At 41.8% G+C, this 25,525-nt stretch carries 18 protein-coding genes; 12 read left to right on the top strand and 6 right to left on the bottom strand.

Going from position 1 to position 25,525, the window contains the following annotated elements; genetic code table 11:
* The first annotated feature begins 97 nt into the window (after nucleotides 1–97).
* The 9 genes from cdd to KBF71_02110 all read left to right on the top strand — a co-directional run bounded on the left by cdd (nucleotide 98) and on the right by KBF71_02110 (nucleotide 12,351).
* Nucleotides 98–493 (top strand): cytidine deaminase, encoded by a 396-nt coding sequence (gene cdd / locus KBF71_02150; GenBank protein ID MBP9877119.1) that lies wholly within the window; start codon nucleotides 98–100, stop codon nucleotides 491–493.
* Nucleotides 494–508: 15 nt separating this feature from the next.
* A complete protein-coding gene (locus KBF71_02145; GenBank protein MBP9877118.1) occupies nucleotides 509–1,342 on the top strand; it encodes a purine-nucleoside phosphorylase in 834 nt (277 codons plus the stop codon).
* Nucleotides 1,343–1,351: 9 nt separating this feature from the next.
* Complete coding sequence (gene deoC / locus KBF71_02140) at nucleotides 1,352–2,086, top strand: deoxyribose-phosphate aldolase (GenBank protein MBP9877117.1); 735 nt, start codon at nucleotides 1,352–1,354, stop codon at nucleotides 2,084–2,086.
* Between the two features lie 91 nt (nucleotides 2,087–2,177).
* Nucleotides 2,178–3,500: a thymidine phosphorylase gene (gene deoA / locus KBF71_02135; GenBank protein MBP9877116.1), complete on the top strand. Its 1,323-nt coding sequence runs from the start codon at nucleotides 2,178–2,180 to the stop codon at nucleotides 3,498–3,500.
* A 59-nt stretch (nucleotides 3,501–3,559) separates the two neighbouring features.
* The gene (locus KBF71_02130) at nucleotides 3,560–4,492 is read left to right on the top strand and encodes a DMT family transporter (protein MBP9877115.1); all 933 of its coding nucleotides are present in this window, start codon (nucleotides 3,560–3,562) and stop codon (nucleotides 4,490–4,492) included.
* 89 nt (nucleotides 4,493–4,581) lie between these two features.
* Nucleotides 4,582–6,129, top strand: coding sequence for an N-acetylmuramoyl-L-alanine amidase (locus tag KBF71_02125; protein ID MBP9877114.1), 1,548 nt, complete (start codon nucleotides 4,582–4,584; stop codon nucleotides 6,127–6,129).
* 20 nt (nucleotides 6,130–6,149) lie between these two features.
* Nucleotides 6,150–8,675, top strand: coding sequence for a penicillin-binding protein 1A (locus KBF71_02120; GenBank protein ID MBP9877113.1), 2,526 nt, complete (start codon nucleotides 6,150–6,152; stop codon nucleotides 8,673–8,675).
* Nucleotides 8,676–8,859: 184 nt separating this feature from the next.
* Nucleotides 8,860–9,979 (top strand): peptide chain release factor 2 gene (prfB, locus tag KBF71_02115; protein MBP9877112.1). Its coding sequence is split into 2 segments (ribosomal slippage): nucleotides 8,860–8,928 and nucleotides 8,930–9,979, totalling 1,119 coding nucleotides; the frame shifts between segments, so codons are not numbered across the junction.
* Nucleotides 9,980–10,065: 86 nt separating this feature from the next.
* Nucleotides 10,066–12,351, top strand: a complete 2,286-nt coding sequence (locus KBF71_02110; protein ID MBP9877111.1) for an SEL1-like repeat protein — start codon at nucleotides 10,066–10,068, stop codon at nucleotides 12,349–12,351.
* A gap of 209 nt (nucleotides 12,352–12,560) precedes the next feature.
* Here the strand turns inward: KBF71_02110 and KBF71_02105 are convergent, their stop codons facing one another.
* Nucleotides 12,561–15,986 carry an FAD-dependent oxidoreductase gene (locus tag KBF71_02105; protein ID MBP9877110.1) on the bottom strand — a complete coding sequence of 1,142 codons (3,426 nt, stop codon included), beginning with the start codon at nucleotides 15,984–15,986 and terminating at the stop codon, nucleotides 12,561–12,563.
* 165 nt (nucleotides 15,987–16,151) lie between these two features.
* Between KBF71_02105 and KBF71_02100 the strand changes: the two genes are divergently transcribed.
* Complete coding sequence (locus KBF71_02100) at nucleotides 16,152–17,099, top strand: COX15/CtaA family protein (GenBank protein ID MBP9877109.1); 948 nt, start codon at nucleotides 16,152–16,154, stop codon at nucleotides 17,097–17,099.
* Between the two features lie 129 nt (nucleotides 17,100–17,228).
* Nucleotides 17,229–18,536 (top strand): porin, encoded by a 1,308-nt coding sequence (locus KBF71_02095; protein ID MBP9877108.1) that lies wholly within the window; start codon nucleotides 17,229–17,231, stop codon nucleotides 18,534–18,536.
* A 117-nt stretch (nucleotides 18,537–18,653) separates the two neighbouring features.
* On the opposite strand, the gene KBF71_02090 is transcribed toward KBF71_02095, so the two are convergent.
* From KBF71_02090 to KBF71_02075, 4 genes are all read right to left on the bottom strand, one after another.
* Nucleotides 18,654–19,508 (bottom strand): alpha/beta fold hydrolase, encoded by an 855-nt coding sequence (locus KBF71_02090; protein MBP9877107.1) that lies wholly within the window; start codon nucleotides 19,506–19,508, stop codon nucleotides 18,654–18,656.
* 237 nt (nucleotides 19,509–19,745) lie between these two features.
* On the bottom strand, nucleotides 19,746–21,104 hold the full coding sequence (locus KBF71_02085) for a porin (protein ID MBP9877106.1): 1,359 nt from the start codon (nucleotides 21,102–21,104) through the stop codon (nucleotides 19,746–19,748).
* Between the two features lie 87 nt (nucleotides 21,105–21,191).
* A complete protein-coding gene (locus KBF71_02080) occupies nucleotides 21,192–22,415 on the bottom strand; it encodes a hypothetical protein (GenBank protein MBP9877105.1) in 1,224 nt (407 codons plus the stop codon).
* Nucleotides 22,416–23,267, bottom strand: a complete 852-nt coding sequence (locus tag KBF71_02075) for a sulfite exporter TauE/SafE family protein (protein ID MBP9877104.1) — start codon at nucleotides 23,265–23,267, stop codon at nucleotides 22,416–22,418.
* Between the two features lie 181 nt (nucleotides 23,268–23,448).
* On the opposite strand from KBF71_02075, the gene KBF71_02070 reads away from it, so the two are divergent.
* Entirely contained in the window at nucleotides 23,449–24,591 is a 1,143-nt protein-coding gene (locus KBF71_02070; protein MBP9877103.1) for a group II intron reverse transcriptase domain-containing protein, read from the top strand.
* Here the strand turns inward: KBF71_02070 and KBF71_02065 are convergent.
* The gene (locus tag KBF71_02065; protein MBP9877102.1) at nucleotides 24,529–25,107 is read right to left on the bottom strand and encodes a hypothetical protein; all 579 of its coding nucleotides are present in this window, start codon (nucleotides 25,105–25,107) and stop codon (nucleotides 24,529–24,531) included. The two genes, KBF71_02070 and KBF71_02065, sit on opposite strands and share 63 nt — an antisense overlap.
* Nucleotides 25,108–25,525: the final 418 nt, after the last annotated feature.

Raw genomic sequence — 25,525 nt, 5'->3', positions numbered from 1 at the left:
CTATCCGTCTACGCTAAAGCTACAACGAGATGATAGCTACGAGGCGATGAGCGTTGTATGATTTGTTTTGTATTTGTTATATTTGAAAGGAGGTACAATGGATTTATTGTTTCAAAAAGCGAAAGAAGTAAGTGAAAAATCTTATTCACCCTATTCCCATTTTAAAGTGGGCTCTGCTTTAAAAGCAGCAAGTGGGACGATTTATATCGGAACCAATGTTGAAAATGCGTCTTATTCTTTGGCTCAATGTGCAGAAGGTGCTGCAATAACAGCGATGGTGGCTGGTGGTGATCGCGAGATTTCTGAGATTCTGGTCTATTGTGATAGTGGAAATGTCGATCTACTTTGCACGCCTTGTGGTGCTTGCCGACAAAAGATTCGTGAATTTGCAACGCCTCAGACCAAAATTTATTTGAGCACGAAAAACGGTGTTCAAAAAACGGTGACGATCGAAGATTTGTTACCACTTTCTTTTGGTCCTGAAAATTTATAAGCGGGTAAAGTGAAAATGACAAATCAAGATTATGCGCCACTGGCAGCAGCTCGATTAAAAGAGCTCCTTGGCGATAGAAAGCCGAAAACATTTTTTATCCTAGGCTCAGGCCTCACAGCTTTTTCTGACTTATTGCGCGATCCAATCGTGATTTCTTACGCTGATATTCCAGGCTATCCTGCAGTTGGTGTGGGTGGACACATTGCTGAACTCGTCTGTGGATACTTAGGAGAAGAGGTCGTTTGTTGCTTAAAAGGCCGTGTTCATTTTTATGAAGGAGATCAACGCGCTGCGTTAAAAACAATGATTCGTTCATTGAAATTAATCGGGTGTGAGCGTCTTGTCACAACGGCAGCTGTTGGATCTTTGAATTATGACATTGCCCCAGGCTCTCTTGTGATGATTTCAGATCACATTAATATGCTCGGCTTGAATCCTTTGTCGGGCCCGAATGATGATGCCTATGGTCCAAGATTTGTGCCCATGGGCAATGCCTATCATCCTGAACTGAGACAAGCTTTTATGGGTGCCGCTGATACAATTAATTTGCCATTGAAAGAAGGTGTTTATGTATCTGTTTTGGGTCCTTCTTTTGAAACAGAAGCTGAGATCAAAATGTTGCGAGGTATGGGAGCTGATGTTGTTGGCATGTCTGTTGTGCCAGATACCCTGATTGCCAGACATTGTGGTTTAGATGTTGTTGGTTTTGCCGTTGTTGTGAATTATGGCACAGGTATGGTTCCTGGTGAAGAAATCAGTCATGATCGGACTTTAGAAGATGCTCAGTTAGGTAGACAGGTTTTTGAAAAATTGATGTGTGCTTATTATAAGCATGATATTAAACAGTGAGGGTTTGCAATGCTTGAGAGAGCGACAATAGATTTAGATTTGATTCAGTCTTGTTTGGATTACACAGATTTATCGGATCCGCCTCAGCATGAAACATTTGTTTCACTTTGTGAGAAAGCAAAAAGTATTAAGCCATTCGTTGCCGCGGTTTGTGTTTGGCCAGAATTTGTCGCAGAAGCAGCAAGTCGGTTGGCGGAGACTTCAATTGAAATTGCCACGGTTGTGAATTTTCCTTCTGGAAAAATGACAAATGAAGAGATTCGTGATCAAATTGCTTTTTGTTTGAATGAAGGAGCAACGGAGATTGATATCGTGATTCCCTATCAGGTAATTTTATCAGGCGCGAATCTTGATTTAAAGACTTGGATTGTGAACATAAAATCACAGCTACCAAACTCAATTCCGTTGAAAGTTATTTTAGAAAGTGGTGCTTTTGACAATCTTGATTTGTTAAAGCGCGTTTCGCTTGATGTGATTCAGGGCGGCGGCGATATGCTCAAAACATCGACCGGAAAAATTGCAAAAGGGGCAAGTCTTGAGGCTGTTCGCGTTATGGCGGAAGCAATTGCGGAAAGTGGCGCAAATGTGGGGCTTAAAATTTCAGGCGGCGTCCGTGAGGTTGATCAGGCTTTGAGCTATGTTCAGCTTGTTCAGAGCATTTTGGGAGCTGATTATATTCAGCCGAAATTGTTCCGGATCGGGGCAAGCCAATTGCTTGAAAAAATAATTGCATCTAAGCGCTAGAATTGTTTGCATTTTATGGCCTAATGTGAGACCTTGTTAAAAACCAAATGAAGAGCCTAAATCTCTTTTTGATATTTATAAGGAATGACGCATGATCCCACAAGAATTGATTCGCCGCAAACGCGATGGCTTTGAACTATCAGATTCAGAAATTGCAGAATTTATCAAAGGCGTAACGACTGAAAAAATCACAGAAGGTCAAGTGGCTGCTTTTGCCATGGCTGTTTTTTTCAAGGGTTTATCAGTGCCAGAACGCGTTTCATTAACAAAGGCAATGACAAATTCAGGCGCCGTATTGTCATGGGATGGATTTGATCGTCCAATTGTTGATAAGCATTCAACAGGAGGGGTGGGTGATAAGGTTAGCATTATGTTAGCGCCGATTGTTGCAGCTTGTGGTGCTTATGTGCCGATGATTTGTGGACGTGGACTTGGTCATACAGGCGGAACTTATGATAAGCTTCAAGCTATTCCTGGGTTTGAGTTAAATCCTGGGTGGGATAAATTTAAAGACACGGTTCGGAAAGTGGGCTGCTCGATTATTGGGCAGACTCAAGATTTAGCGCCAGCAGACAAACGTATTTATGCGATTCGTGATGTGACAGGAACAGTTGAATCCCTTGATTTGATCACAGCTTCGATTCTCTCAAAAAAGATTGCAGCTGGTCTTGAGGCTCTGGTGATGGACGTGAAAGTTGGCTCGGGTGCTTTTATGCAAACAATGCCTGAGGCAGAAGCTCTTGCACGCTCGATTATTGATGTTGCAAACATGGCTGGTGTTAAGACTTCAGCTTTGATTACAGATATGGACCAAGTTTTGGGCCGCACAGCGGGTAATGCCATTGAGATGATTGAATCAGTTGAATTCTTGAAGGGCGAGAACCTCTGTCCTCGCTTGAAAGAAATTACGCTTTCTCTCTGTGCTGAAATGCTTGTTCAAGCTGGTCTTGCTGATAATGCAGAAGAGGGGTTTAAGGCAGTTGAAGAGGCATTGATGTCTGGTAAGGCCTTAGAGGTTTTCTCTCAAATGGTTCATGAAATGGGTGGGCCTCTTGATTTTGTTGAAAGATATAAGCATTATTTGCAACTGGCCCCAATATGTCGTCCTGTTTATCCTGTAACATCAGGGTATGTGCAAAAGATTCAAACGCGTGACATTGGTCTTGCTTTGATTGAATTAGGTGGTGGACGCAGGCGTGCTGACGATGTTATTGATCATTCTGTTGGTTTTGATCATGTTGCAGCTATCTCTGATTTTGTGAGTTCTGATCCTGCAGAGCAAAAACCACTTGCGATGATTTATGCGAAGGATGAGGCGGATTTCGAAAAGGCTGCGCAGATGATTCTGGATGCTTTTAAAATTGCTGATGGTAGGCCAGTTACACCCGTTCTTGTTCGTAAATATATGAACTAGGAATAGATCTTGTATTTTTCTGATATTGAGGTTTATACTCGTCACGTGAAGGACAAAAAATGATATTGAACAAAATTAAAGACACGAAAGTTTTAAAGGGCATATTGTTTGTCATAACTGGTTTTATTATTTATGCCATTATGGATGCAATTGTGAAGGATTTGAGTGATGAATTTTCTTTGAGTGAAATCATTTTCTTTAATGCTCTATTCGCTCTCTTTCCAATTGTAATGATGGCCTTCCGGATGGATGGTGGAAAATGTCTCAAGACAACAAATGTGAAACTGCATTTGACGAGAGGCCTTATTATGTTTGGAGCAACCTTTGCAGCCTTTTACGGATATAGTCAGATGCCTTTGGCAGAGGCCTATGCTATTGCATTTTCTGCGCCTTTCTTTATTTCAATTTTCTCAGTTATTTTTTTGAAAGAAGTTGTTGGTTTTAAAAGATGGCTTGCTGTTATTGTTGGTTTTATTGGCGTTATGTTGATTTTAAAACCAGGTCCGGATCAAGTTTTTAGCTATGCTGCTTTTGGACCATTGGGTGCTGCTATTGGCATTTCATTTGGAATTATCATTGTGCGCTATTTAGGGCGTACAGAATCAAGTCTTTCTATTGCTTTTTACAGTAACTTTGTGATTTTGTGTGTTGCGGGTCTGACTTGTTTGCCGCAATTTGTGATGCCAAGTTTTGTTGACTTTATAAGATTGTCGTTTGCGGGATTGCTTTGTGGCTTTGCAGATCTTTTTATCTTCTCTGCCTATAAAAGAGTGGAGGGTGCGATCTTAGCACCTTTCCAATATACTCAAATTCTGTGGGGTGCGATTGTTGGTTATATCGCTTTTGGGGATGTTCCAACCCAAGATTTACTTCTTGGCGGTTCGGTCGTGATTGCAAGTGGACTTTACATTATTATCAGTGAAGCGAAACTTGAAAGAAGACGCAAAAAAAGAGCTTCGCAAGCAGATATTATGCTTGTTGAAGATCGGTAAGAAAAAACAATTCTCTTGCTGTTTTCATGAAATTAGGAGATAGTAGGGCATTCCTTTTTCTGAGTTTAAATACCTTTTCATGAGTCGAAATGATCAAGACAAATCACTATAACCTGGATTCGATCTGGAGAGCTTCAGCTGGTTTCTGCTCTTTTCTCGGCAGCAAGCTAAGGAAGTCTTCGGTGTTGCTTGTCTTTTTAATTGTTCTTTTTGTGCCAATTGAAGGTGATGATACAGATGCAGCAACGCAGCGTCCTGTGGTTCAAGATGTAAAGCTTGGTGTTCATCCTAATAAAACACGGTTTGTGATGAATATTTCACAAGAAACCGGTTATAAAGTTTTTATGCTCAAAAATCCCTACCGCGTTGTGATTGATTTTCCGGCTCTTGAATGGAAAGCAGCCGATACGGTGCGTGAAAAGGGGATGATCAAAGGCTATCGCTATGGTCTTTTTAATGAAAACATTACCCGTATTGTGCTTGAGGTTGATAGGCCCGTTTTGGTTGAAAATGCTTTCTTTGTTAAAGAAGAATCAGCTCAAAAGGGGAAGCGTTTTGTGGTTGATGTGACAGCTGTTTCAGCTGATCAATTTACTAAAAATGAGAAAAAAATTATTCAGCAAGGTCAAATCCAAGCGGTAGAAGTACCTGAGTTACATGAAACGTCAAAAGTTGCAACAGCACAGCAGAAACCATCAACTGTATCCGAGCCTGAATTTTTAAACAAGGCTGAGCTTGAAAAGCCAAAGCAAGTACTAGTTCCAACAGCTCCGGCGCCAGCTTCCAAATTGAAACCGATTGCTCCCCAAGAGAATGCGCCGCCTCTGATTAAGGTTGAAGAACCAATGATTCAGCAGACTGAGCAAATAGGCTCGATACACAAAGCGCCGCAATCGGCTCCGCCTTCAAAAGGGCATGCGAGTGGGAAAAAAACAATTGTGATTGATGCAGGACATGGTGGTGTTGATCCAGGCGCGATTGGTGTTGATCGATCTTATGAGAAAAACATAACGCTTGCTGTCGCAAAAGAGCTCAAAAAACAGATTCTGAAAACAGGCAAGTACAATGTGGTTTTAACACGCGAGACAGATGTTTTTATTCCTTTAAAGCAGCGCGTTGCAATTGCACGAAAAGCAAAGGCTGATCTGTTTGTATCGCTCCATGCTGATAGTGTCGGGAAAAAAAGCACAAGGGGTGCATCGGTTTATACATTGTCTGAAAAAGCGTCAGATAAGGAAGCTGAATTATTGGCATCGCGCGAAAATAAAGCAGATGTGATTGCAGGGATGGATCTTTCAACTGAGAATGAAGAAGTTGCAGGGATTTTGATTGATTTGGCTCAGAGAGATACGATGAATCAGTCGCGTCAATTTGCAAGCCATGTTGTGAAAACAGTCGGGAAAGAATCGCTTTTACTCACAAAGCCAAATAGGTCAGCTGGTTTTGCTGTTTTGAAAGCGCCCGATATTCCATCTGTTCTGATTGAAATGGGGTATTTATCAAATTCAACGGATTGTAAATTGTTGAAAACAGCAAGTCATCAACAAAAACTATCGAAGTTGATTGCGTCTTCTGTTGATGCTTTTTTCAATGGTGGGCAGTCATCTCAGCAGGCAGGTCTTCTTTCATCTCAATAGATTATGATTAGGTATTAAATATGCGCTTTTTTTCTTTTTTGATTTCAGCAATTTCTTTGTTCGGCATTATCGGCATGGTTGGTGCAATGCTGGTCATTCTTCATTTTAATGAAGATCTTCCAGACTATTCAAGTCTTGCAACTTATGAGCCTCCGATTTCAACAAGGATCCATGCTGGTGATGGACGATTGCTTGATGAGTTTGCGATTGAGCATCGGATTTTCGTTCCGATTGATGAGATTCCAAAAGAAGTGATTCATGCTTTTTTATCTGCAGAGGATAAAAGCTTTTATAGTCATCCTGGGATTGATTTTTCAGGCATTGCGCGTGCCTTTTTGACCAATATGAAAAAATATGCAACAGGCAAAAGACCTGAAGGTGCATCGACGATCACACAGCAAGTCGCGAGAAACTTCTTTCTAACAGATGAAGTTTCTTATGTGCGTAAAATCAAAGAAATGCTTTTGGCGCTAAAATTAGAACAAACCTATAGCAAAGATAAGATTTTGGAATTGTATCTGAATCAGATTTATCTTGGGCAAAGATCTTACGGTGTTGCAGCTGCCGCTTTGAATTATTTTGACAAGTCCCTTGAAGATCTAACAGTGGAAGAGGCCGCTTTTTTAGCATCGCTCCCGAAGGCGCCAAACAATTATAATCCAAAGCGCAATATGAAAGGCGCTTTGATTCGCCGAAACTGGGTCTTGCAGCGCATGGTAGAAGAAGGTCATTTGGCTCAGGATATTGCAGCAGAGGCATCAAACTTGCCAATTACTCTGCCTCAAGGAAAAGGATCAGACGTAACCAAGGCTGATTATTTTGTGGAAGAAGTGCGCCGTGAGCTGGTGAAGCTTTATGGTCCAGATGTGTTTTACAATGATGGATTGTCAGTGAGAACATCGCTTAATTCTGCTTACCAGAATATTGCACATCATGCCTTGCGTGAAGGGCTTGAGACATATGACAGGAGGCATGGATGGCGTGGTCCAATTTCGCATGTAAATGAAGTTAGTCAATTGAAACCTGTTCAAGATCTGGAGGCAAATTTTGATCTATCGCCCGGCTATCATTTTGCCATTGTCACATCTGTTGCGCCTGATAAAGCGCACTTAATCTTTCCTGATGAAACCAAAGGGACGATTGCTCTTGATGATTTGAAATGGGCACGAAAAGCATTAGCAGACTCAAGAATGGGGCCAGCTGTGACATCTGTCAAAGATGTGCTCACTGAAGGTGATGTGGTTTTAACGCAAAAATTAGGTAAGGGGCAATATGCACTTCGCCAAATGCCAAAAGCACAAGGGGCAATTATTGTGCTTGATCCTCACACAGGCCGTATTTTAGCCATGTCTGGTGGTTATAGCTTCAAGCAAAGTGTGTTCAATCGAGCAACACAAGCCTTGCGTCAACCAGGTTCGAGTTTTAAGCCTTTTGTTTATTTAGCAGCACTTGAAGAGGGATTCACGCCGTCAGATCTCATCTTGGATGAACCATTTTCATTCAATCAAGGTCCAGGTCTTGCAGCTTGGACGCCTAAAAATATTACAAAGAAATTTTATGGTCCAACACCTTTAAGGGTTGGACTTGAGAAATCCAGAAACTTAATGACAGTCAGACTTGCGCATCATGTTGGGCTCGAAAAAATTGCCCAGCTTGTGCATGATTTCGGCGTGATTGATGAGATGCCTCAGATGCTTTCGATGTCTTTGGGGGCGGGTGAGTCAACCCTGCTTAAAATGACAACAGGCTATGCCATGATTGCCAATGGTGGGAAGAAAATCACGCCAACTTTTATTGACAAAGTGCAAGATAGGCAAGGTAAGGTAATTTATAAGCATGAGACAAGAGCTTGTCAAAATTGCCTCATGAGTGAACTTTTGCCAGAAGAGACAGGTTCATTTAATCGGCCATGGCAAGTGCCTGTGATTGCTGATACACGGGAAGAGGTTTGTGATCCCAAGCACGCTTATCAAATGATCTCGATGCTTGAAGGCGTTATACAGCGAGGCTCAGGCGTTCGAATAAAGGAATTGGGTCGTCATATAGCGGGTAAAACAGGAACATCAAATGAGAATTTTGACACCTGGTTTATTGGCTTTACGCCAGACTTAGTGGTCGGTGTTTTTGTTGGATATGATGAGCCAAGATCATTAGGATCGGAAGAAACAGGCTCGCGCGTTGCCTTACCTGTGTTCAAGAATTTTATGGCTCAAGCTTTAAAAGGCGAAGATGATCTGCCTTTCAGAATTCCTTCTGGTTTGAGACAAGTGCGTGTGAATCCTGCAACGGGACGCCTTGCAACAGCAGGTGAAAACTTTATCTGGGAAGCCTTTATTCCAGGGACAGAACCAAAGCCAGGATTCACAAAGATTCTGGATGGCTTTGAAGAAAAAGCGCAAGAGCAAGAGGCTGTGGATCAGCTGACCAGAGAGAATGAGATGCAGTCTCAAGAAACGCAAGTTTTACCATCCGAGCCAACTGAATCTCAAATTGTTGTTGAGCCAGATGATAGTGATGTGATGACTGGCACCGGCGGTTTATACTAGCTCAAACTATTGATTTATCGGTTGGTTGGTTATATATTAATGAAAACATCAATTCGTCATTGCGAGGAGCGACTTGTTGCGACGTGGCAATCTCCTTTTAAGCAAGATTGCCGCGTCGGCTCTCTTCTTCGTCGAGAGCCTTCCTCGCAATGACGCGTTTGGTTAAAACCTAAAGGAATAAGTTATGCGCGCTGAAATGGAAAAGATCGCAAATCAGATCAAAGAATCACTCACTTTATTGCGGAGGCATCTTTGACTGGGATCACGCACTCAAGACACAGGCCGAGTTAAAAGCCGAGACCGAAAAACCAGATCTTTGGAATGATCCTGAAAAAGCGCAAACTATTATGCGCGATTTGAATCATCTTGAAGAAAAAATCAATGCGCAAAAAGCAATCGAACAGGAATTGCAAGATCAGATTGATATGATCGAGATGGGTGAGGCGGAAGGCGATGCAGGCATTGTTGAAGAAGCTGAAAAGGCCCTTGAAACGCTTGGACAGAAAATTGCAAAGTTAGAGCTTGAAACATTGCTCTCAGGTGAAGCGGATGCAAATGACTGTTATATTTCACTCAATGCAGGAGCTGGCGGGACAGAGGCTCAGGACTGGGCATCGATTTTGCTGCGGATGTATTTACGTTGGGCAGATTTGAAGGGCTATAAGGTTGATTGGCTTGAAGAGCTCTCTGGCGATGAGGCAGGTATTAAATCTGTCACGCTCCAGATCAAAGGCAAGAATGCATATGGATGGCTCAAGACAGAATCGGGTGTTCATCGCTTGGTGCGGATTAGCCCCTTTGATAGCAATGCAAGACGTCATACAAGTTTTGCAAGTGTGGCGGTGAGTCCGGTGATTGATGATGATTTTGAGATTGAAGTTTTAGAAAAAGACTTGCGGATCGATACATACCGATCATCCGGTGCAGGCGGTCAGCACGTAAATACAACAGATTCTGCGGTTCGTATTACGCACATGCCAACAGGAATTGTTGTCCAGTGCCAACAAGAACGCTCACAACATAAGAATAGAGCCAAAGCGATGCAAATGCTGAAAGGCCGTCTTTATGAACAAGAGCTCCAAAAGCGTGAGATTGAAGCGCAAGGGGTCGAAGCTCAGAAGACAGATATCGGGTGGGGTCACCAGATTCGCTCTTATGTATTGCATCCCTATCAGCTTGTCAAAGATTTACGGACACAAGTTGAAACAGGGAATACGCAAGCGATTTTGAATGGTGAGATTGATTTATTCCTTGAAGCAGCTCTTGCTCATAAGATTCAAGGACTCAAGACGAAGACATCTTGATGTCGTGACATGTTTAATTAAATGTTTGACTTAAATCTCCCTTTATAGTATATATCATTTAATATATTTATTAGGATATTTTTAAAATGACACACACGATTAACGATACCTCATCTGTAAGAACCATCAATTTTTATTTGTATAATTTTGAATCAGCATCAGTAGTTACTTTGGAGCCTGGTGCCAAAAGAGTTACAGTTCAAGAATCAGAGTTGAATAGTCGCACGATGGAGATGTTTGACAGGCCAGTTGTATATGTATCGCCATCGCAGAGAGCACAGATGCCGCATTCATTTTCAACTCTTTCTGGCCTAAGTGCATTTTTAGATGCTTGTTCCTTTTTAGTGTCAAAAGAATTTTTGCCTCAAGACGTAACAGATGCTGAAAAGCAAAACCATCATTATGATTCTAAGATGGCGATTTCATTATTGGAGAAAGCGTGCAAAAACAATTTTGCATTTGCAGTCTTTACTATGGGGCTCTTCTATGAGACTGGGAAAAATGTTAAAGTAGATGAGAAAAAGGCTTTATCTCTTTATAAAAAAGCAGCCAATATGGGTATTGCCGTAGCACAATGCGCCTTAGGTCTGAGGATTTTCAGGTATGTTCCGGAGGGGGAGTCTTATAAGGCGTCTATAAATAGGACACAGGCGGTGGTTTGGTTAGAAAGAGCAGCCAAGCGAGGTTTTGCAGAGGCTCAAATTGCTTTAGCGAGAGCTTATGAACACGGGGAATTTGGGCACGAGCACGCAAGCTTAGCTTATTCTTGGTATCAAAAAGCAGCAGATCAGGGGCATCCAGAAGCTCAATATACAGTGGCTAATGAGTATTTAATTGGTGGATCGGATATAAATTTAGCTTTTGATTTTTTTCAACGCTCTGCTCATCAAGGATATGCTGAAGCTCAAATAGAGGTCGGAAATTTTTACTATTATGGAAAAAATGGTCTTGTCCGAAATGTTCCATTGGCACGTGATTGGTATACAAAAGCAGCAAATCAAAATAATATGACCGCTCAATATTATTTAGGTGTTACATATGAGGATGAGCAAGATTTTGTGAGTGCTTTTAATTGGTATGCACAATCTGCAAATGCCGGATTTGCTGAAGCTCAGTATAGGTTAGGGACTCTATATGAAAGAGGTGTGTGTTTCAAAGTAGAGCTAGCTAATGCTTTTGCTTGCTATCAAAGAGCGGCAGGGCAAGGACATCTTGAGGCTCAAATGAGCCTAGCAAGTTGTTATCATCATGGAAAAGGTGTGCCAAAAAATTTGAGGGAAGCGATGGTTTGGTATCAAAAAGCAAAGGAGCAAGGCTCTGCAAAAGCTGAGGCCTCTCTAGCAAAAATGAGAGCGGATTTAGAGCAAGATAAGAAAGCAGCACAGGCAAAACTTCAGAGTTCCTTTAAGGCAAAATTTGATGCTATGTTGAAGCCTCTTGAGAAGGAGATACCTCATTATGAGGCGCTTCAAGATAGGTGGCTAAGAATGATGGGATCTGCTTTTGAGATAGAGTCATATAAGAGAATTAAAGAAATAGAAGAATCAGTTAAGAATGGGCATCCTATCACAGGGCCGCTTTTAAACGAAATGAAGAGCCTTGCAGATACCTTTTTAGCAGCAGTCAGAGATGTAGCACAAACCTTGAAGAAAGCTGAGAAAGAACGCGCACGAGTAGAACGTCAAGCTGAAAAAGCAGAAAAGAGAGCTTCACGTCGGTTAGAGCTTGCTTCGATCCCTGATGCGCCTGTTTCTACAGAACCTGATTCAATCACAAGATCTGTTAAAGCAGAGCAAGCTAAAGCAGCTGAAGCAAAAGAGAAGAGAAAGAGCGTGACACTTGAAAGACGTTTAAGCAGGTCTTTTTCAAGAAGCTCATTAAAATTGGACTTTCAGCAAACTCAAGAACAATTGGCTAAAGAAAAAGAGAAGCATGAGCTCCGAAAAAGTCAAAGACTCTCAAAACTTTACACAAAAGAAGAGCTGATCGCAGCTGGTATTTTACCAGCTGAAAATCAGACGCAGCCTGTTAAAACCTATGGGCGGATTGCGAGCTTTGAGAAGGGCACGCAAGAGATTTTTGAAGGCAAAAGAGAGGCCAGAGAATACACGCAATTGGTGCAAGATCTTTTAAATGAGTTTGCAGATTCAGCAGATCTGAAATTATTCAAAAAAGTTCGTAAATTTGAGAAATTGAAAAAAGGTCTTGGTGGTCTAGTTGGCGTTGATCACTTAAAGCCATGGGAGAGAAATGGCTGCCGGATTTGTTCATTTAGAGTTTCTGATGCCATTCCAGAGCGGATCGTCTTTGCTTGGAACAAGAAAGAGCAAAAAGCCTATCAGGTAACCTTTGTGAATTATCACCCGAAGTGAGATTTCAATAATTCACCATTCTAAGATGAATGAGTGCCGTCATTCAGAGCCACCGATGGTAAACACGCTCGTCATTGCGAGCCCTTTAGGGCGTGGCAATCTCATTGTACTAAGGAAAAAGATTGCCACGTCAGCCCGTCTTCGCTACGCTACGACGAGGCATTCCTCGCAATGACAGTTTTCAATTTCTTCGAAGTTTTTAACAGGCTCTAAGCTATTTTTTGTCCAAAATTGGTACCAATATGATCTAGACAATGCGTAATCCATTGTGCTGTCAGTCTTTCATGCACATTGTTTTGTGATAGGCGCTTGTTCAAGACAGAAAAATCAACAGCATCAAGAGATTGATCCTGATTAAAGCAGCTATAGACAATTGATTCTTTGCCGGTAACAGGATCTGTGTGAAGCTGAATACATTGTGCGCAAATCTCTTTCATCATACATTGCATGGGTGAGTTGATGGATCCGATCGCCAAGTGTTTTGGATTTAAATATGGTTTTAGAGCGCCATATCTTGCTTTTGCAACAGCATGCATCATGCGATCTGAGCCAATCACAATCATCCGGTTGATTGTTTTCAGGTCAATTGAGCCAGCACCCATTTGACCCATTGCATAGGCTGACATTGCTTCAATGATATTGCCAGTGAATGACTGATCTTGTGCGCGATTTGGGGCGATTGGTTTTGCTTCATCACAGCACCAGATCACTTGATCGGCAGCTTTTTCAATCTCATCCATTTTGTAGCAGTCTTCATGTTTTTTATAACCTGCGAAATAAAGAACTTTGCAGCCCTTTGTACGCATGGCTTGCCCGATAGAAAAGAGAACGGCATTGCCAAGTCCGCCACCAACAAGACAGACAGTTTCATTACGGGGGATGTGTGTGGGCTCGCCCGTTGGCCCCATCAGGACAACCTCTTCACCTGGTTTTAAGAGCGCACAGAGATCGGAAGAGCCACCCATCTCTAGCACAATAAGTGAGATTAGACCTTGCTCGCGGTCAACAGAAGCACCTGTGAGGGCAATGCCCTCCATTGCCATTTTTGTATTGGCGATGAGAGGAGCATTCATCTCAAAGTTCTGTAGGCGGTAGAATTGGCCTGGCTCAAAAGCCTTAGCTGCCATTGGAGCTTTGACAATCACTTCAATGATGGTGGGCGTGAGTCGAATGACTTTGTGCACTTTTGCTGTCAAGCTCTCCACAAAATCAGGAAGATCCATTTGACGTGGCGCTTGTGTGCTCAGAATCTGACTGACGATGGGGTAGCCTCTTTTTGCACTTGCCATGGCTTTCACAACATTGCCGGCAAAAGAGGGATGCAGATCTCCATAAAAGGAAATGAAGCGACCATCTTGTGTTCGGTGCGTAAAGACATCAATTGATTTTGGTTTTGCACATTTATCTGGAGAGAGAGGATTGCCTGACTCATCAATCGCTTGAAAGAATTTGCCATCGAGAGAAAAGACAGAGGTATTTTCACGCGCCAAAACAGTGTTGGGCTGTGTGCCTGCCGCAATTAAAATTGTGCGTGCTGATAGAGTGTGTTTTGTGCCATCTGTGGATGATTCAACGATGAGGCTATCGGCATGACCAAAGTCATCTGTGATGACTTCAGACGGTTTTAGATTATCAGATATATAGATGCCTTCTTGAAGGGCGAATTCAACTTCTTCATGATTGAGGCGATAGCTTGGTGCTTTTTCAAGAGGGCCACGATAGACAAGTCTTACGCCGCCCCATGATTGTAAGAGTGAAAGGATATCTGGGTTTTCTTTTTGTCTTTCAGATTTGATGGCTTCAGCATGGTTGATGTAAAGACGCGCAATGCGTTTTTCTTCATCATTTGTCCAGAGTGATAAAGCATTAGGGTGATGAGCATCCCCGAAAAGATCGACAAGACGGTTATAGAATTTTTCAACCTGAATGGGATAATAGGCAAGAGCTTCCGTTGCAGTGTCAATTGCTGTAAGGCCGCCACCAATCACGATAACAGGGAGTTGAAGATCTAAGTTGGCAAGTGAGTCTTTTTTTGCAGAGCCTGTCAATTGCAAAGACATAAGAAAGTCAGAGGCCATCCGTACGCCAGAGGCTAACGCATTTTTCATCTCAATGAAATGAGGCTTGCCTGCCCCTGTGCAAAGAGCGATGTGATCAAAGCCTAACTCAAAAGCTTGCTCGGCTGTGAGCGTTCCGCCAAAGCGAATACCCCCCATGAGATGAAATTCATCATGTCTTTCTAACAGAATGCGGATGATTTTGAGATTGTTTTTATCCCAGCGAACGGTGATTCCATATTCTGCAACGCCTCCAAATCCAGCAACAACGCGTGATCCTAAATTTTCGCGGATTGTTGAAATATGCTCAATTGGGTTCTTGATGTAAGTTTCGGGAAGAGGTTCAATTTTAAGGCCATCAATGCCAACGATTTGGTGTCCTTCTTGTAAAAGATGATGCGCTAAATTAAAGCCAGAGGGCCCCATGCCAACGATCAGAACTTTGTACCCAGATTCTTCTTTCTGGTAAGGCCGTTCAAAATTGAGGGGGTTCCAGCGTGTGAGGAGCCTATAAATTTCAAAACCATATGGGAGCTCGAGAACGTCTTGTAGAATGCGGCTTTCAATGGCTGGAATATTCACAGCCTCTTGTTTTTGGTAGATGCAGGCCTTCATGCAGTCGTTACAGATTCTGTGTCCAGTTGCAGCACACAAAGGATTGTCAATTGTGATGACAGCAAGAGCGCCTAGCACAATTCCTTGGCCTTTGAGTTCATTCATCTCAGAAATTTTTTCTTCAAGAGGGCAGCCAAGCAGATCTATCTCGAGAGGATTTTTTTGAAACTCACCCGTTTTGCGATCGGTGAGTCCTTTTGAGCAGCTGTCTCGCTCTTGATGATGACAGCCAATGCAGTAATGAACCTGGTCCAAAGCACGCTCGAGCGTAACACCTGGATCAGTTAAGTCAAAACCTTGTCTCTGTCTGATATCAGATTGTGGTGCTTTATAGGTTGTGATGCTTCCGTCAGTTGATTTCTCAGGATGAATAAGGTGAGCAAAATCAATTTTGAGAGGTTGCTGAAAGAGCAGGCCCTTGCGGTGGCGTTCTCTACCGATAGGGTGAGAGAGGGCAAAAGCTCCGTACGTTAAAAGCAGTGATTCAACGGTGGGATCTTCTGTATGATTGGATTCAAGAAAAGCAAAAGCTTTTTGAGCGAAGATATATTCATCAAAACCCTGTGGGAAGAGAGCCTGCATTTGTTGATCTAAATGTGCAATATCAAGGTCTACAATAGCTTCTGGTTTTAAATGACGTGAAGCTCTACGCTGGATGAAAAGTCTTTTGACCTGGTAGAAATAGGCAAGATTTGTGTGCTTTTGAGCAAGGGAGTTGAGAGGATCCTGAATCATGAAAAGATCTGCCATATAGGCATCAAGATAAGGGCCTAGCGCAATGATGAGCTCGCTTTTTTCCTTGCCTGAGAGTGTTTGATGATGTGCGCGTGCAAGCTGCAGGGCAGAAGAAAGCTCTGCATTTTGATCAGACAGATAGGCAAGAAAATGGGTATCGAGTTCGATAAGGCCTTGTCGTTCATGAAGTTTTTGGTGTGTGAAATTGAAATTAAGAGCCTGAGTCATTTTTTTCCAAAAAAAGATCGCCAATCAACAGAAAGCGGTTTATGATGAAGCAAAAATTTGCCGACAATGAACAATAATAGATATAACATGCACTATACACCAAAACATCCCATAAATAAAGCCTTGTTTTATTGGCTATTGACTTGCTGGATCATGGTATTTTGCATGGTTCTTTTAGGCGGTATCACAAGACTTACCGATTCAGGTCTTTCAATGGTTGAATGGAAGCTGCAGCTTCATTTTCTCCCGCCCTTATCTCTTGCTGAATGGGAGCGTGTTTTTGATTTATATAAAACCTCGCCTGAGGCGATTAAAATTAATGCATGGATGACACTTGCCGATTATAAACGAATCTATTTATTTGAATGGTTTCATCGCTTTTGGGGTCAATTAATGGGGCTTGTTTTCTTGTTGCCCCTTTTGTACTTCACCTTAAAAGCACCAATCGCGGTAAAGCACAAATGTAGGCTTTGGATTATTTTTGCTTTGGGGGGATTGCAGGGTTTTTTAGGCTGGTTTATGGTGAAAAGTGGACTTGTGAATGATCCTCATGTGAGTCATTTTCGGCTCGCCGCACATCTGTCAATGGCAATTCTGTTGTTGCTTTTTCTTGTTTATGAAATGTTTCAATTTGTGAGTTTTGAGGGGGCTACACACAGGAGTAGGCGTTATCTGAAATATCTTTATGGTCTGTTTGCGCTTTGCTGTCTGACGATTTTGTGGGGCGCTTTTACGGCAGGGCTTGATGCAGGGCTGATCTATAATAATTTCCCTTTAATGAATGATCACTTTTTGCCTGATGAACTTCGTGGTAAGGGGCAGGTTTCCGAGATTGTCCTGACGACCACGGGCGGGGTTCAATTTATGCATCGGATGTTGGCTTATATCACTTTCGGAGGGCTTTTGAGCCTATCAATTTTGTTGATTAAAACTGATCGTTTAAAGCTAGCCTATCTTGTTTTAGCCCTTGTGAGTCTTCAGGTGATTTTCGGGATTGTAACCCTGATTTATCAAGTGCCGATTTTGGCGGCCATGCTTCATCAGGGGAATGCTATCCTTTTGATTAATGCGCTTTTTCTGCTGATTTTGCAGATAAGGGCTCACAAAGCCTGACTGTTGTTTTTGTGCAACAAAAATAGAATAAATGAACAAATAGTGAAGAATAGTACTTGCGGCTGTCTAAGAAATAAGTGATAAAGGACTTCAGGTAATTTTACCTACAAATTTATCAGGGGATTTTCAATGAATAAAAAGGTTGTTTTACTCAGTACGATGGCTCTAACTGCTTTGATGTCAAGCACAGCTCTTGCAAAAAATCAGATTGATATCGGTGGTTTTGTCAAATTTGAACTCGGCTTTTATGATAGTGACTTTGTGAACGAGAATCATCGTGATGCACGTACACAATCAAAGTTGGAAGGAAAGTGGAAAAATACTGCAGAAAATGGTCTTGAGTACGGTATAAGAATCCGTTTATTGGCAGCAACAGATCAAACAACGCAAGCTGATAAAGCAAACATTTGGCTCGAATCAAAACTAGGTCGTCTTGAGTTAGGTGATGATGATGCCGCGGGTGCTGCAATGGCTCTTTTCGCACCTTCAATTGGATTTGGTCAGGCTGTTGACAGTGATTTAGATGATTTCTTGAATCCAGCAAGTGCAACACAAATCGGTCCAAAAGCTTTCAACAGTAGCCGTTCAACCAAAATTACATACTTCACGCCACGTATGTATGGTGCTCAGTTTGGTATCTCTTATACGCCTGAGTTTGATAATGGTGAAAATATTGTTCGGACAAAAAATTCTGACATGACAAGCATAGAGCCAGGTAATGGCAATGAAGCTTTCACAGTTGCTGCAGGTGAGGATTTGCCAGGTAATGATATTTTGATCGATTACATTCAGCCATTTGGTTATGATCCTCTTGCTCCGGATGGTGGCGATAACCAAGCTGTTGGTAGACAAAAAAAATTCTTCAAAAAATCGATTAAAGATTTTATTGAGCTTGGTTTGAATTATAATACAAAGATTGACGATGTTGATTTCAAAATGTCAGCTGCTTATACACATGCAAACATGAAAAATATTGCTCTGAGAGGTCCAAATTTCTCAGGTAAGCGTCATGATATTAATGCCTATCAGATTGGTGCTCAAGCCTCTTGGAGAAACTATATCATTGGCGGTGGTTTTGTTGATAATTTGAAATCTGGACAATTACAACACTTTAAAGCACAAAAGCGTCAATCATGGAATATTGGTTTAGGCTATGCAACAGATATCTGGGGTGTAAGTGCAAACTATATTGGTGAGAACTACGGTAAAACAAAAGGCAATGGTACATTCTATGCTGCTGGTGTTGGTGGATTCTACTCTCTCGCACCTGGTATTAAAGTTGGTTTAGATTATAACCATGCTGTTCGTAAGTTTGGTAAAAATACAGGTACATTTAATAATCCTGGTAAAGCTTATAACGTGCCAAGCGCTCTTACAGCAGGAAAAACAAAAGACACAAACGATGTGTGGATCTTTGGAACACGTGTTGATTTCTAAAAGTTAGGACTGGAAACCGTAAAAAACCCCGGCAGAGACCGGGGTTTTTTATGGTCTACTCTTGCGTGTTCGTTAGATAGTAGCTCTTTCATTAGGCTTTAGGTATGGGGATTTTAGCTATGCTGCTAATTGATTGCGGTTGGCTTCTTGCTTTTGTTTTACATCTCTTGATGAGCGCATTTCATTCACAAAAGCAATAAAGTGACTAATCTCATGAGCAAGTCTCTCTCTTTCGCTATCAAGGGTGATCATATGATAGCTATTTTTGAGCAGAACCTTTCGTGAGATGGCTGATGAGACAAGGTTTTCAATGATGCAAGCATTGCGTGGACTCGCTGTCTCGTCTTCTTTTGCATGACAAATCAAGAGAGGTGCAGTTATTTTTTGCAGATTCTTTTTAAGATATTTGCCAAGCTTTAAGGCCTGATGCACATATCGAGCTGGTGTTGCGTAAGAGTCTTCCTCAGATTTTGTCATATTGCGAAAACTCATGCGGATCAATCTCTGCATTTTAGGATCTTTGATACCATAAGGCGCATCTTCAACATAGCGCCAGTTTGGCATTAAATTAAAATAACGATGGAAAAAGTAGAAGCCTTTAAACAAATATTCTCCAGCAAAAGGAATGTCCCAGCCATCGAAATGCATTGTGGCTGAAAGGCTGAAGATCATGTCATTCTCTGAGTCAAAATCAGGAAGCGCCGCAAGCGCTAAAGCGAGAGATGAACCGATACAAAGGCCACTGACATAGACAGTCTCATATTCTTTTTTGGCGTTTAGATAGAGATCCCTTACTTCATTGATCCAATCATGGTACGTCGTTGTAAGGGGGCCATCATCGCATTGCCCATAAGTGCGTGCTTGAGGTGTTAATACATCAAAGCCTTTTGCTTTTAAGAGTTTAACCATAAAACCAAATTCAGTCGGTGTGCTCCAAAGGCCGTGAAAGAGCATAATTGCTTGTTTTTTCATATGAAATCATCCGATGTGCTATACACGATTGTAAAATTAAGATTTCTCGAATTTATTTATTAAAATAATAAATATAATTTTGTTTAGTTATAATATCACATAAATTAAAATAATCAAGTGATATTTTAAGAATTTATTAAGGTGTTTTGGCATTTTTACAAATTAAAATAGAAAAGGCCCTTTGAGGGGGCCATTTCTACAATAAAATTGTTACTTGATTGAGCTCTTATATTTATCTTAGAAGTCGAGTTCAGTACCAACAAGCCATACATAACCTTTGTCTTTATGCTTGTTAGCGGGTAGTCCGCTCGGTGCAATGCTTCTTGATGGATTTGCAGGATCACGACCAAATTTTCTTTCATAGAAGACCAAGTCAGATCCAACCATGATGCCAGGTGCAAGTTGGTAAGTTGCGCCCAAACCGAAAGCGTTATATTTACCAGATCCATGTGTGTTAGAACCGCCTAGATCTTCAGTAATAAAGTTACCAGAAACACCCCATGGGCCAGATTCATAAACAGCACCAAAGTTGAAGGCTTTACGATCTTGACTGTGGAGTCTTTTTAATTGACCAGAATGCTGATTGTCAACATATGATCCCCCAATGCGGAAGTTTCTGTTGAAATCAATTTCTGCACCAACACTCCAAGCGTTGATGTCTTTTCTGCGGTCAGCAGCTGTTGTTGGTTTTTTGTTTTCCCCGTGTACATAACCAGCGGAGATTCGATACATGACGTCGTTGAATTCTTTATTGTAGTTAGCGCCAACTTCAATAATGTCTCTAAATGAACGTGTGAAGAAGGCTTCTGAATTGCCGCGTGTAAAGTTGTCGTTATTTGGGTCTCTGTTGCCATCTTGATTTGGTTGTACATAATCTATCAAATTACGATTCAATGCCTGTGGGTTTTGTGATGGACCTGGAGATGTGGCACTGAGGTCATCTCTTTTGGTTCTGACAATATTTTCCCCTTTGTCAAATTCAGGAACATAGGAAATACCAACACGCAGTCCATATAATCTAGGGCTGAGGTACGTGATTTTTGTAGCAGCTTCAGTATCAAGCGCTTTTGGACCAATTTGAGCAGCACTTGCTCCATCAACAAAGCTTGTAAAGTCAGCATCAACGCTTTGTCCGAATCCATCAACAGCTTGACCAAAACCAAGATTAGGTGCATAGTAAGCAAGCAAATCAGAAGCGCCATCATTATCACCCATATCAACTAAACCACATCTTGTCTTGACAGACATATGTACTTTATCTGCATTCAATCTATCATCAGTCGATGTTCTGAGTTGAATAAAAGCACTATACTCAACGCCATTTGCAGCTTCACGAACAGCATCAAAATGAATTTCGGAGGCCGTTAAAAACTCACGGTGGTTTTCGTTTTGATATTTTGAATCATAAAAACCAGCTAAAAATTTTACATAACCGCTAATATAGAGATGAAGATCACTCTGTCTGAATGATGAGCTATTCGGAGACTCTGAGGCTTTGTGTGCAGTGGCTTGATATTCATCCGCAAGAGCTGCAGAGATTGGTGCGCAAGAGAGAGCTGTTATAAGTGTAAAAGTTTTAAGATGGGTCTTTTTCATGGCCTATATCCTGTTTTACGTATCTTATGTTTAATCATTACTTGTTTCTACGTGATCGACAAGTGATTTTTGTAGTTATCTTACTATTTAACGAAGTAATGTTAATTTACTCTTAATTTTAGTAAAGACACTCTTCCAATTACCGTATTGTTCTTGCCTGATGATCTCAATGGATGGATAAAAGTGGCTTTTTTCCTCTGTTTTAGGCCAGCGCCAGCAATGGTCATAAGAAAGACACAAGATTGTTTTTACCCCTAAGGCTCCTGCAAGATGAGCTTCAGCCGTGCAAACAGAAATAATGCAATCTAATTGTTTGATAAAAGCAGCACTATCCTGAAAATCAATGATGTTTTTTCGTAGATCATGAACTTGAATGGTGCCTTGTGGGTTTTTTCTTTCCCATTTGTCATCTTGCCGGAGTCCCAATGCATAAAAATCACAGTGAGATTGAAAAGAGTCGAGATGAGGGATGAGTTCATCTAAAGGGAAGCTGCGAATATCATCTTGTTCATGCTCAGCAGATCCTGCCCAGCAGAGTCCAATTTTATATTTATTTGTTTTGGTAAGAAGGTGACTCCATTTGGTGAGGTGCGTCTGAGAAGGATGAAGATAGTCGATGTGCCAATCGATCTCAGCCCATTTTTGATTTTTCTTTAGGAAGAAGGCATAGAAGGCTGAGATATAGGTAGAGAAATAATCTGTATGAGGCAATTCAGATGAGTCTTCATAATAAAAGAGATTAGGATGTTGGTATGATCCTTCAAATAAGGTGCGAATGGGTTTGCGAGCATGGAGATGGACGATAGCTTTTTCACGCTCGAGCAAATCAAAGATGACCGGAAAAAAGTGGATCAGATCTCCGTATCCACGATCTGCATGGATGCGGATTGATTTGTGGGTGAGTGCTTCACCCATCCAGAAGGTTGGATAGTGATGGAGATCAGTTAGGTTTTGGTTGACGCTTTTCATCCAATGTAAAGAACGATTGATGCCAAAACGATACCAACCATGTTTTTTCATAATGATGCCCAAATGGACAGAGAGGTTGGTTCCATTCGGGAAAAGGCGTATCATTCTTAAATGGATGATGATTGAGTTTCGATAGTCGCGCTTTGCATCATAGAGAGATGCCATGCGGATGAGGACATCTCTGTTGCGTGGGTAGGATTCTAGAGCTTTTGCACATAGCACAAATGCTTCATCGATGTTATTATTGATGAAAAGCCTATTGATTTCTGTAAGTGCGGTTATCACTTCCTCAGGCGTGTGAATGTAAGTATCTTTTTCCCAGAGATTTAGCAGTGCGGTCATTTAAATCCAAACCTTTATAAAGTCCCAAGCCATTCTAAGGGCAGTGAGCCCTAAAAAGAAAGCAAAAAGACGTTGTAATAGAAGATGGTCTGTTTTGTGAGTGAGGTAAGCTCCGATTTTGGCTCCAATCATTGATGTGACTGAAAGCCATAAGGCTTTGTCTAGTTGTATATAGCCAAGTTGAGGCCAATTAAATCCATATTCAGGAAATCCACTATAAGCAAAACCAAAGGTGCCAAAGAATGAAATAAACAATCCAAAGCTCGCAGAGGTTCCAATCGCTTGATGCATGGATGATCCCATGAGGACCAGAAGTGGGATTGTAAAGGTGCCGCCGCCGATCCCCATGAGTGATGAAAAGAAGCCAACAGAAAAAATGACGAGGTATCGCACGGGTCCTTTGAATCGGCGTATAGGTCTGTGTTTCTTTTTGAGATAGGGTTGTGAGGGGAAAAATCCCATCCGGACAGCCGAGAGAAGAGCAAAAATTGCAAAAAGGATGACAAGAGCAGAGCCAGAATAATAGCGAGAGGAAAGAGAGCCAGCCAAAACACCAAAAGCCAAATAAGGAGCCCAGCGTTTGAAGATTTTCATTTTGATCGCGCCCTTATTGTAGTGCGCATGCGTCGAAAAAATAGATGTGACAATCATCACAGATAAAGATGTTGCAACAGCAAGATGCATGATGACATTAGGCTCATATCCTTGAGATTTTAAAAGGAAGTAGAGAACAGGCACAATAATGATGCCGCCGCCAACACCAAGCATGCCTGCAACAATACCGCCGAGAAGCCCGGTGAGTAAAAGAATAACGATTGGATATTTGAGAGCTTCAAAAATTAAACTTTCCACTTTATCATCCTGTTTTCTTTCATCCTAAAAAGGATTCAAGATAGAGGCAAGGGAATAGTTCTTATTGTAGCAGCAAAATGATAATGTCCTGTTTGAGCAAGATAGAAATGTCCGCTTTTGAGGAGGGAGTTTGTCTCTTCCTTCTTGACAATGCAAAACAAAAACAACCCTTAAAAACCATTTGAAACAGCTTCTTCAGCACATCGAGCCATCCTTTGAGCATCTTTTCAAAACAAGGGATCGTTTTCCGGACCATGGGGATATATTTGATCTGAAGCGATACTGGGCAACAGAAAAGACAAAGCTGATCAAAGAACTCACTCAGGATGAGTTTAGCTTTGCGCCGCAGCAAAAGATTGAGAAAAAAGATGGGCAGTTTGTGTTGCTCTGGTCAGCCAGAGATGCCGTTGTTCTGAAAGCCCTGTCTTGCGCCTTGGCGGAGGTTTTACCAAGCTCCTCTCGCTGCACGCATCTTAAGAACCATGGGGGTCTGAAGCAAACCGTTGAAGAGGTCTTTACTCATCAAGCCCCTTATCAATTTGTCTTTCGCACTGATGTTCATTCTTATTACGAATCAATTGATCATGTGATTCTCTATGAGAAGTTATGCGCCTATGTCAAAGATAAAAGACTCCAGCGCCTTTTATGGTTTTACTTAAAGCGGGTTGTTGAATGGGGCGGGACATACCAAGATATTGAGCGGGGGATCTCTGCGGGCTGTCCTCTTTCTCCTTTAATTGCGAGCTTTTATCTTTATGAGCTTGATCAGCATTTTGAAAAGCAGAATCTTTTTTATATTCGCTATATGGATGATATTCTCATCATGACCAAAACAAGATGGAGATTAAAGAAAGCCATCAAAGAATTAAAGACAATTTTTACTGATTTAAACATGATATGCCATCCGGATAAGACCACTATTGGCCGGATTGCACGCGGATTTGATTTTTTGGGCTATGCCTTTTACAAAGGAAAGCTTAGCCCATCGAATCGACACTTCAAATCATTCCAAGAGAAATTGGCTCAGCTTTTAGAGCAACAGAGGAAAGGTCAGACCTTAAAGCATCAAAGGTCGAAAAAGCCTTTTTCTCTTGAGTCCTATCTCAAGCGATGGAAAGGCTGGATTTGGGGTGGACTTGCGGGCCTGCCCCTTCATTTAAACCTACCAGATGAGGTGCGCGCACTCTTGTTACAGGCGGACATCAAGTCCCAGGGCCTCCGAGAAGCCCTGGGGCTTGATGATATAGATATGACTTTCTCCTTAAGCCAAAGCCTTCCTGCGCTGATAAGCCACATAGCCCAGCCCCATGAGACTGCCTCCTAAAAGGAGCGTGAGGGTCGGTTCGGGGGCCTGTTTGAATACAAGGGCGCCTATGCTATAATAACTATTGCCAACATAAATATCGCTCGCCACATCATAATCATATATCCCGAAGTCCGCGTAGAGCGCGTACCCATAAAATGTGCCAACTCTGTCGCCCAATCTTATGTCACAACCATCAGGGGCTCCGCATGGCACACCGCTATCACTCGGATTGACGCCTGCAAAAAATTTAACTGCCAACCAACTGGTCACTCCGGCTAGGTCTCCTCCGTATCCATCGGAAACCGCCGCGGCTTTGACCTGGTCTAATGTCGCGAAAGTATAATCGGGGGCCATCGCCGCCAATTGGTCACTATAAGTCTTATTCAATAAATCATTATGAAAAGGGTTGGCCCAGGCAAAGCCATTACCACTGGTGTAATGAATAGAGAGGGCTGCCTCTGCCCTTTGCGTCAATCCCCCAACCATGAATATCAGAGCAAAAAGAATCAAAATTTTAGATGTATATGTCATCATTTAAAGTCTCCTTCATATCTTATCAAGAGTTAAATCTCTCTATGATGGTGTGAGGTTGGAAAGGCCTATTCTCCCAATGCCTCCTTCCTTTTCTTACTGCAAGAAGCGTGCCACGTACATTATCTAATAAAATCAATGAGTTAATAACTTTTAGCTTCAAATTGGAGGAGGGTCTGTAAAAAAACATGACACTTTGTTTGTATTGTAAACAAATATAGACTTTGTTTTCAATAAGTTACATTATCTGAGTGTCAAAATGGCAGAGAGATGCTGAAACGAGTTCAGCAAGACGGATTTGGGGTGGACTTGCGGGCCTGCCCCTTCATTTAAACCTACCAGATGAGGTGCGCGCACTCTTGTTACAGGCGGACATCAAGTCCCAGGGCCTCCGAGAAGCCCTGGGGCTTGATGATATAGA

The sequence above is a fragment of the Alphaproteobacteria bacterium genome (assembly GCA_018063245.1).
GTDB lineage: Bacteria > Pseudomonadota > Alphaproteobacteria > JAGPBS01 > JAGPBS01 > JAGPBS01.
This window is presented reverse-complemented; position numbering and strand designations above follow the sequence as displayed.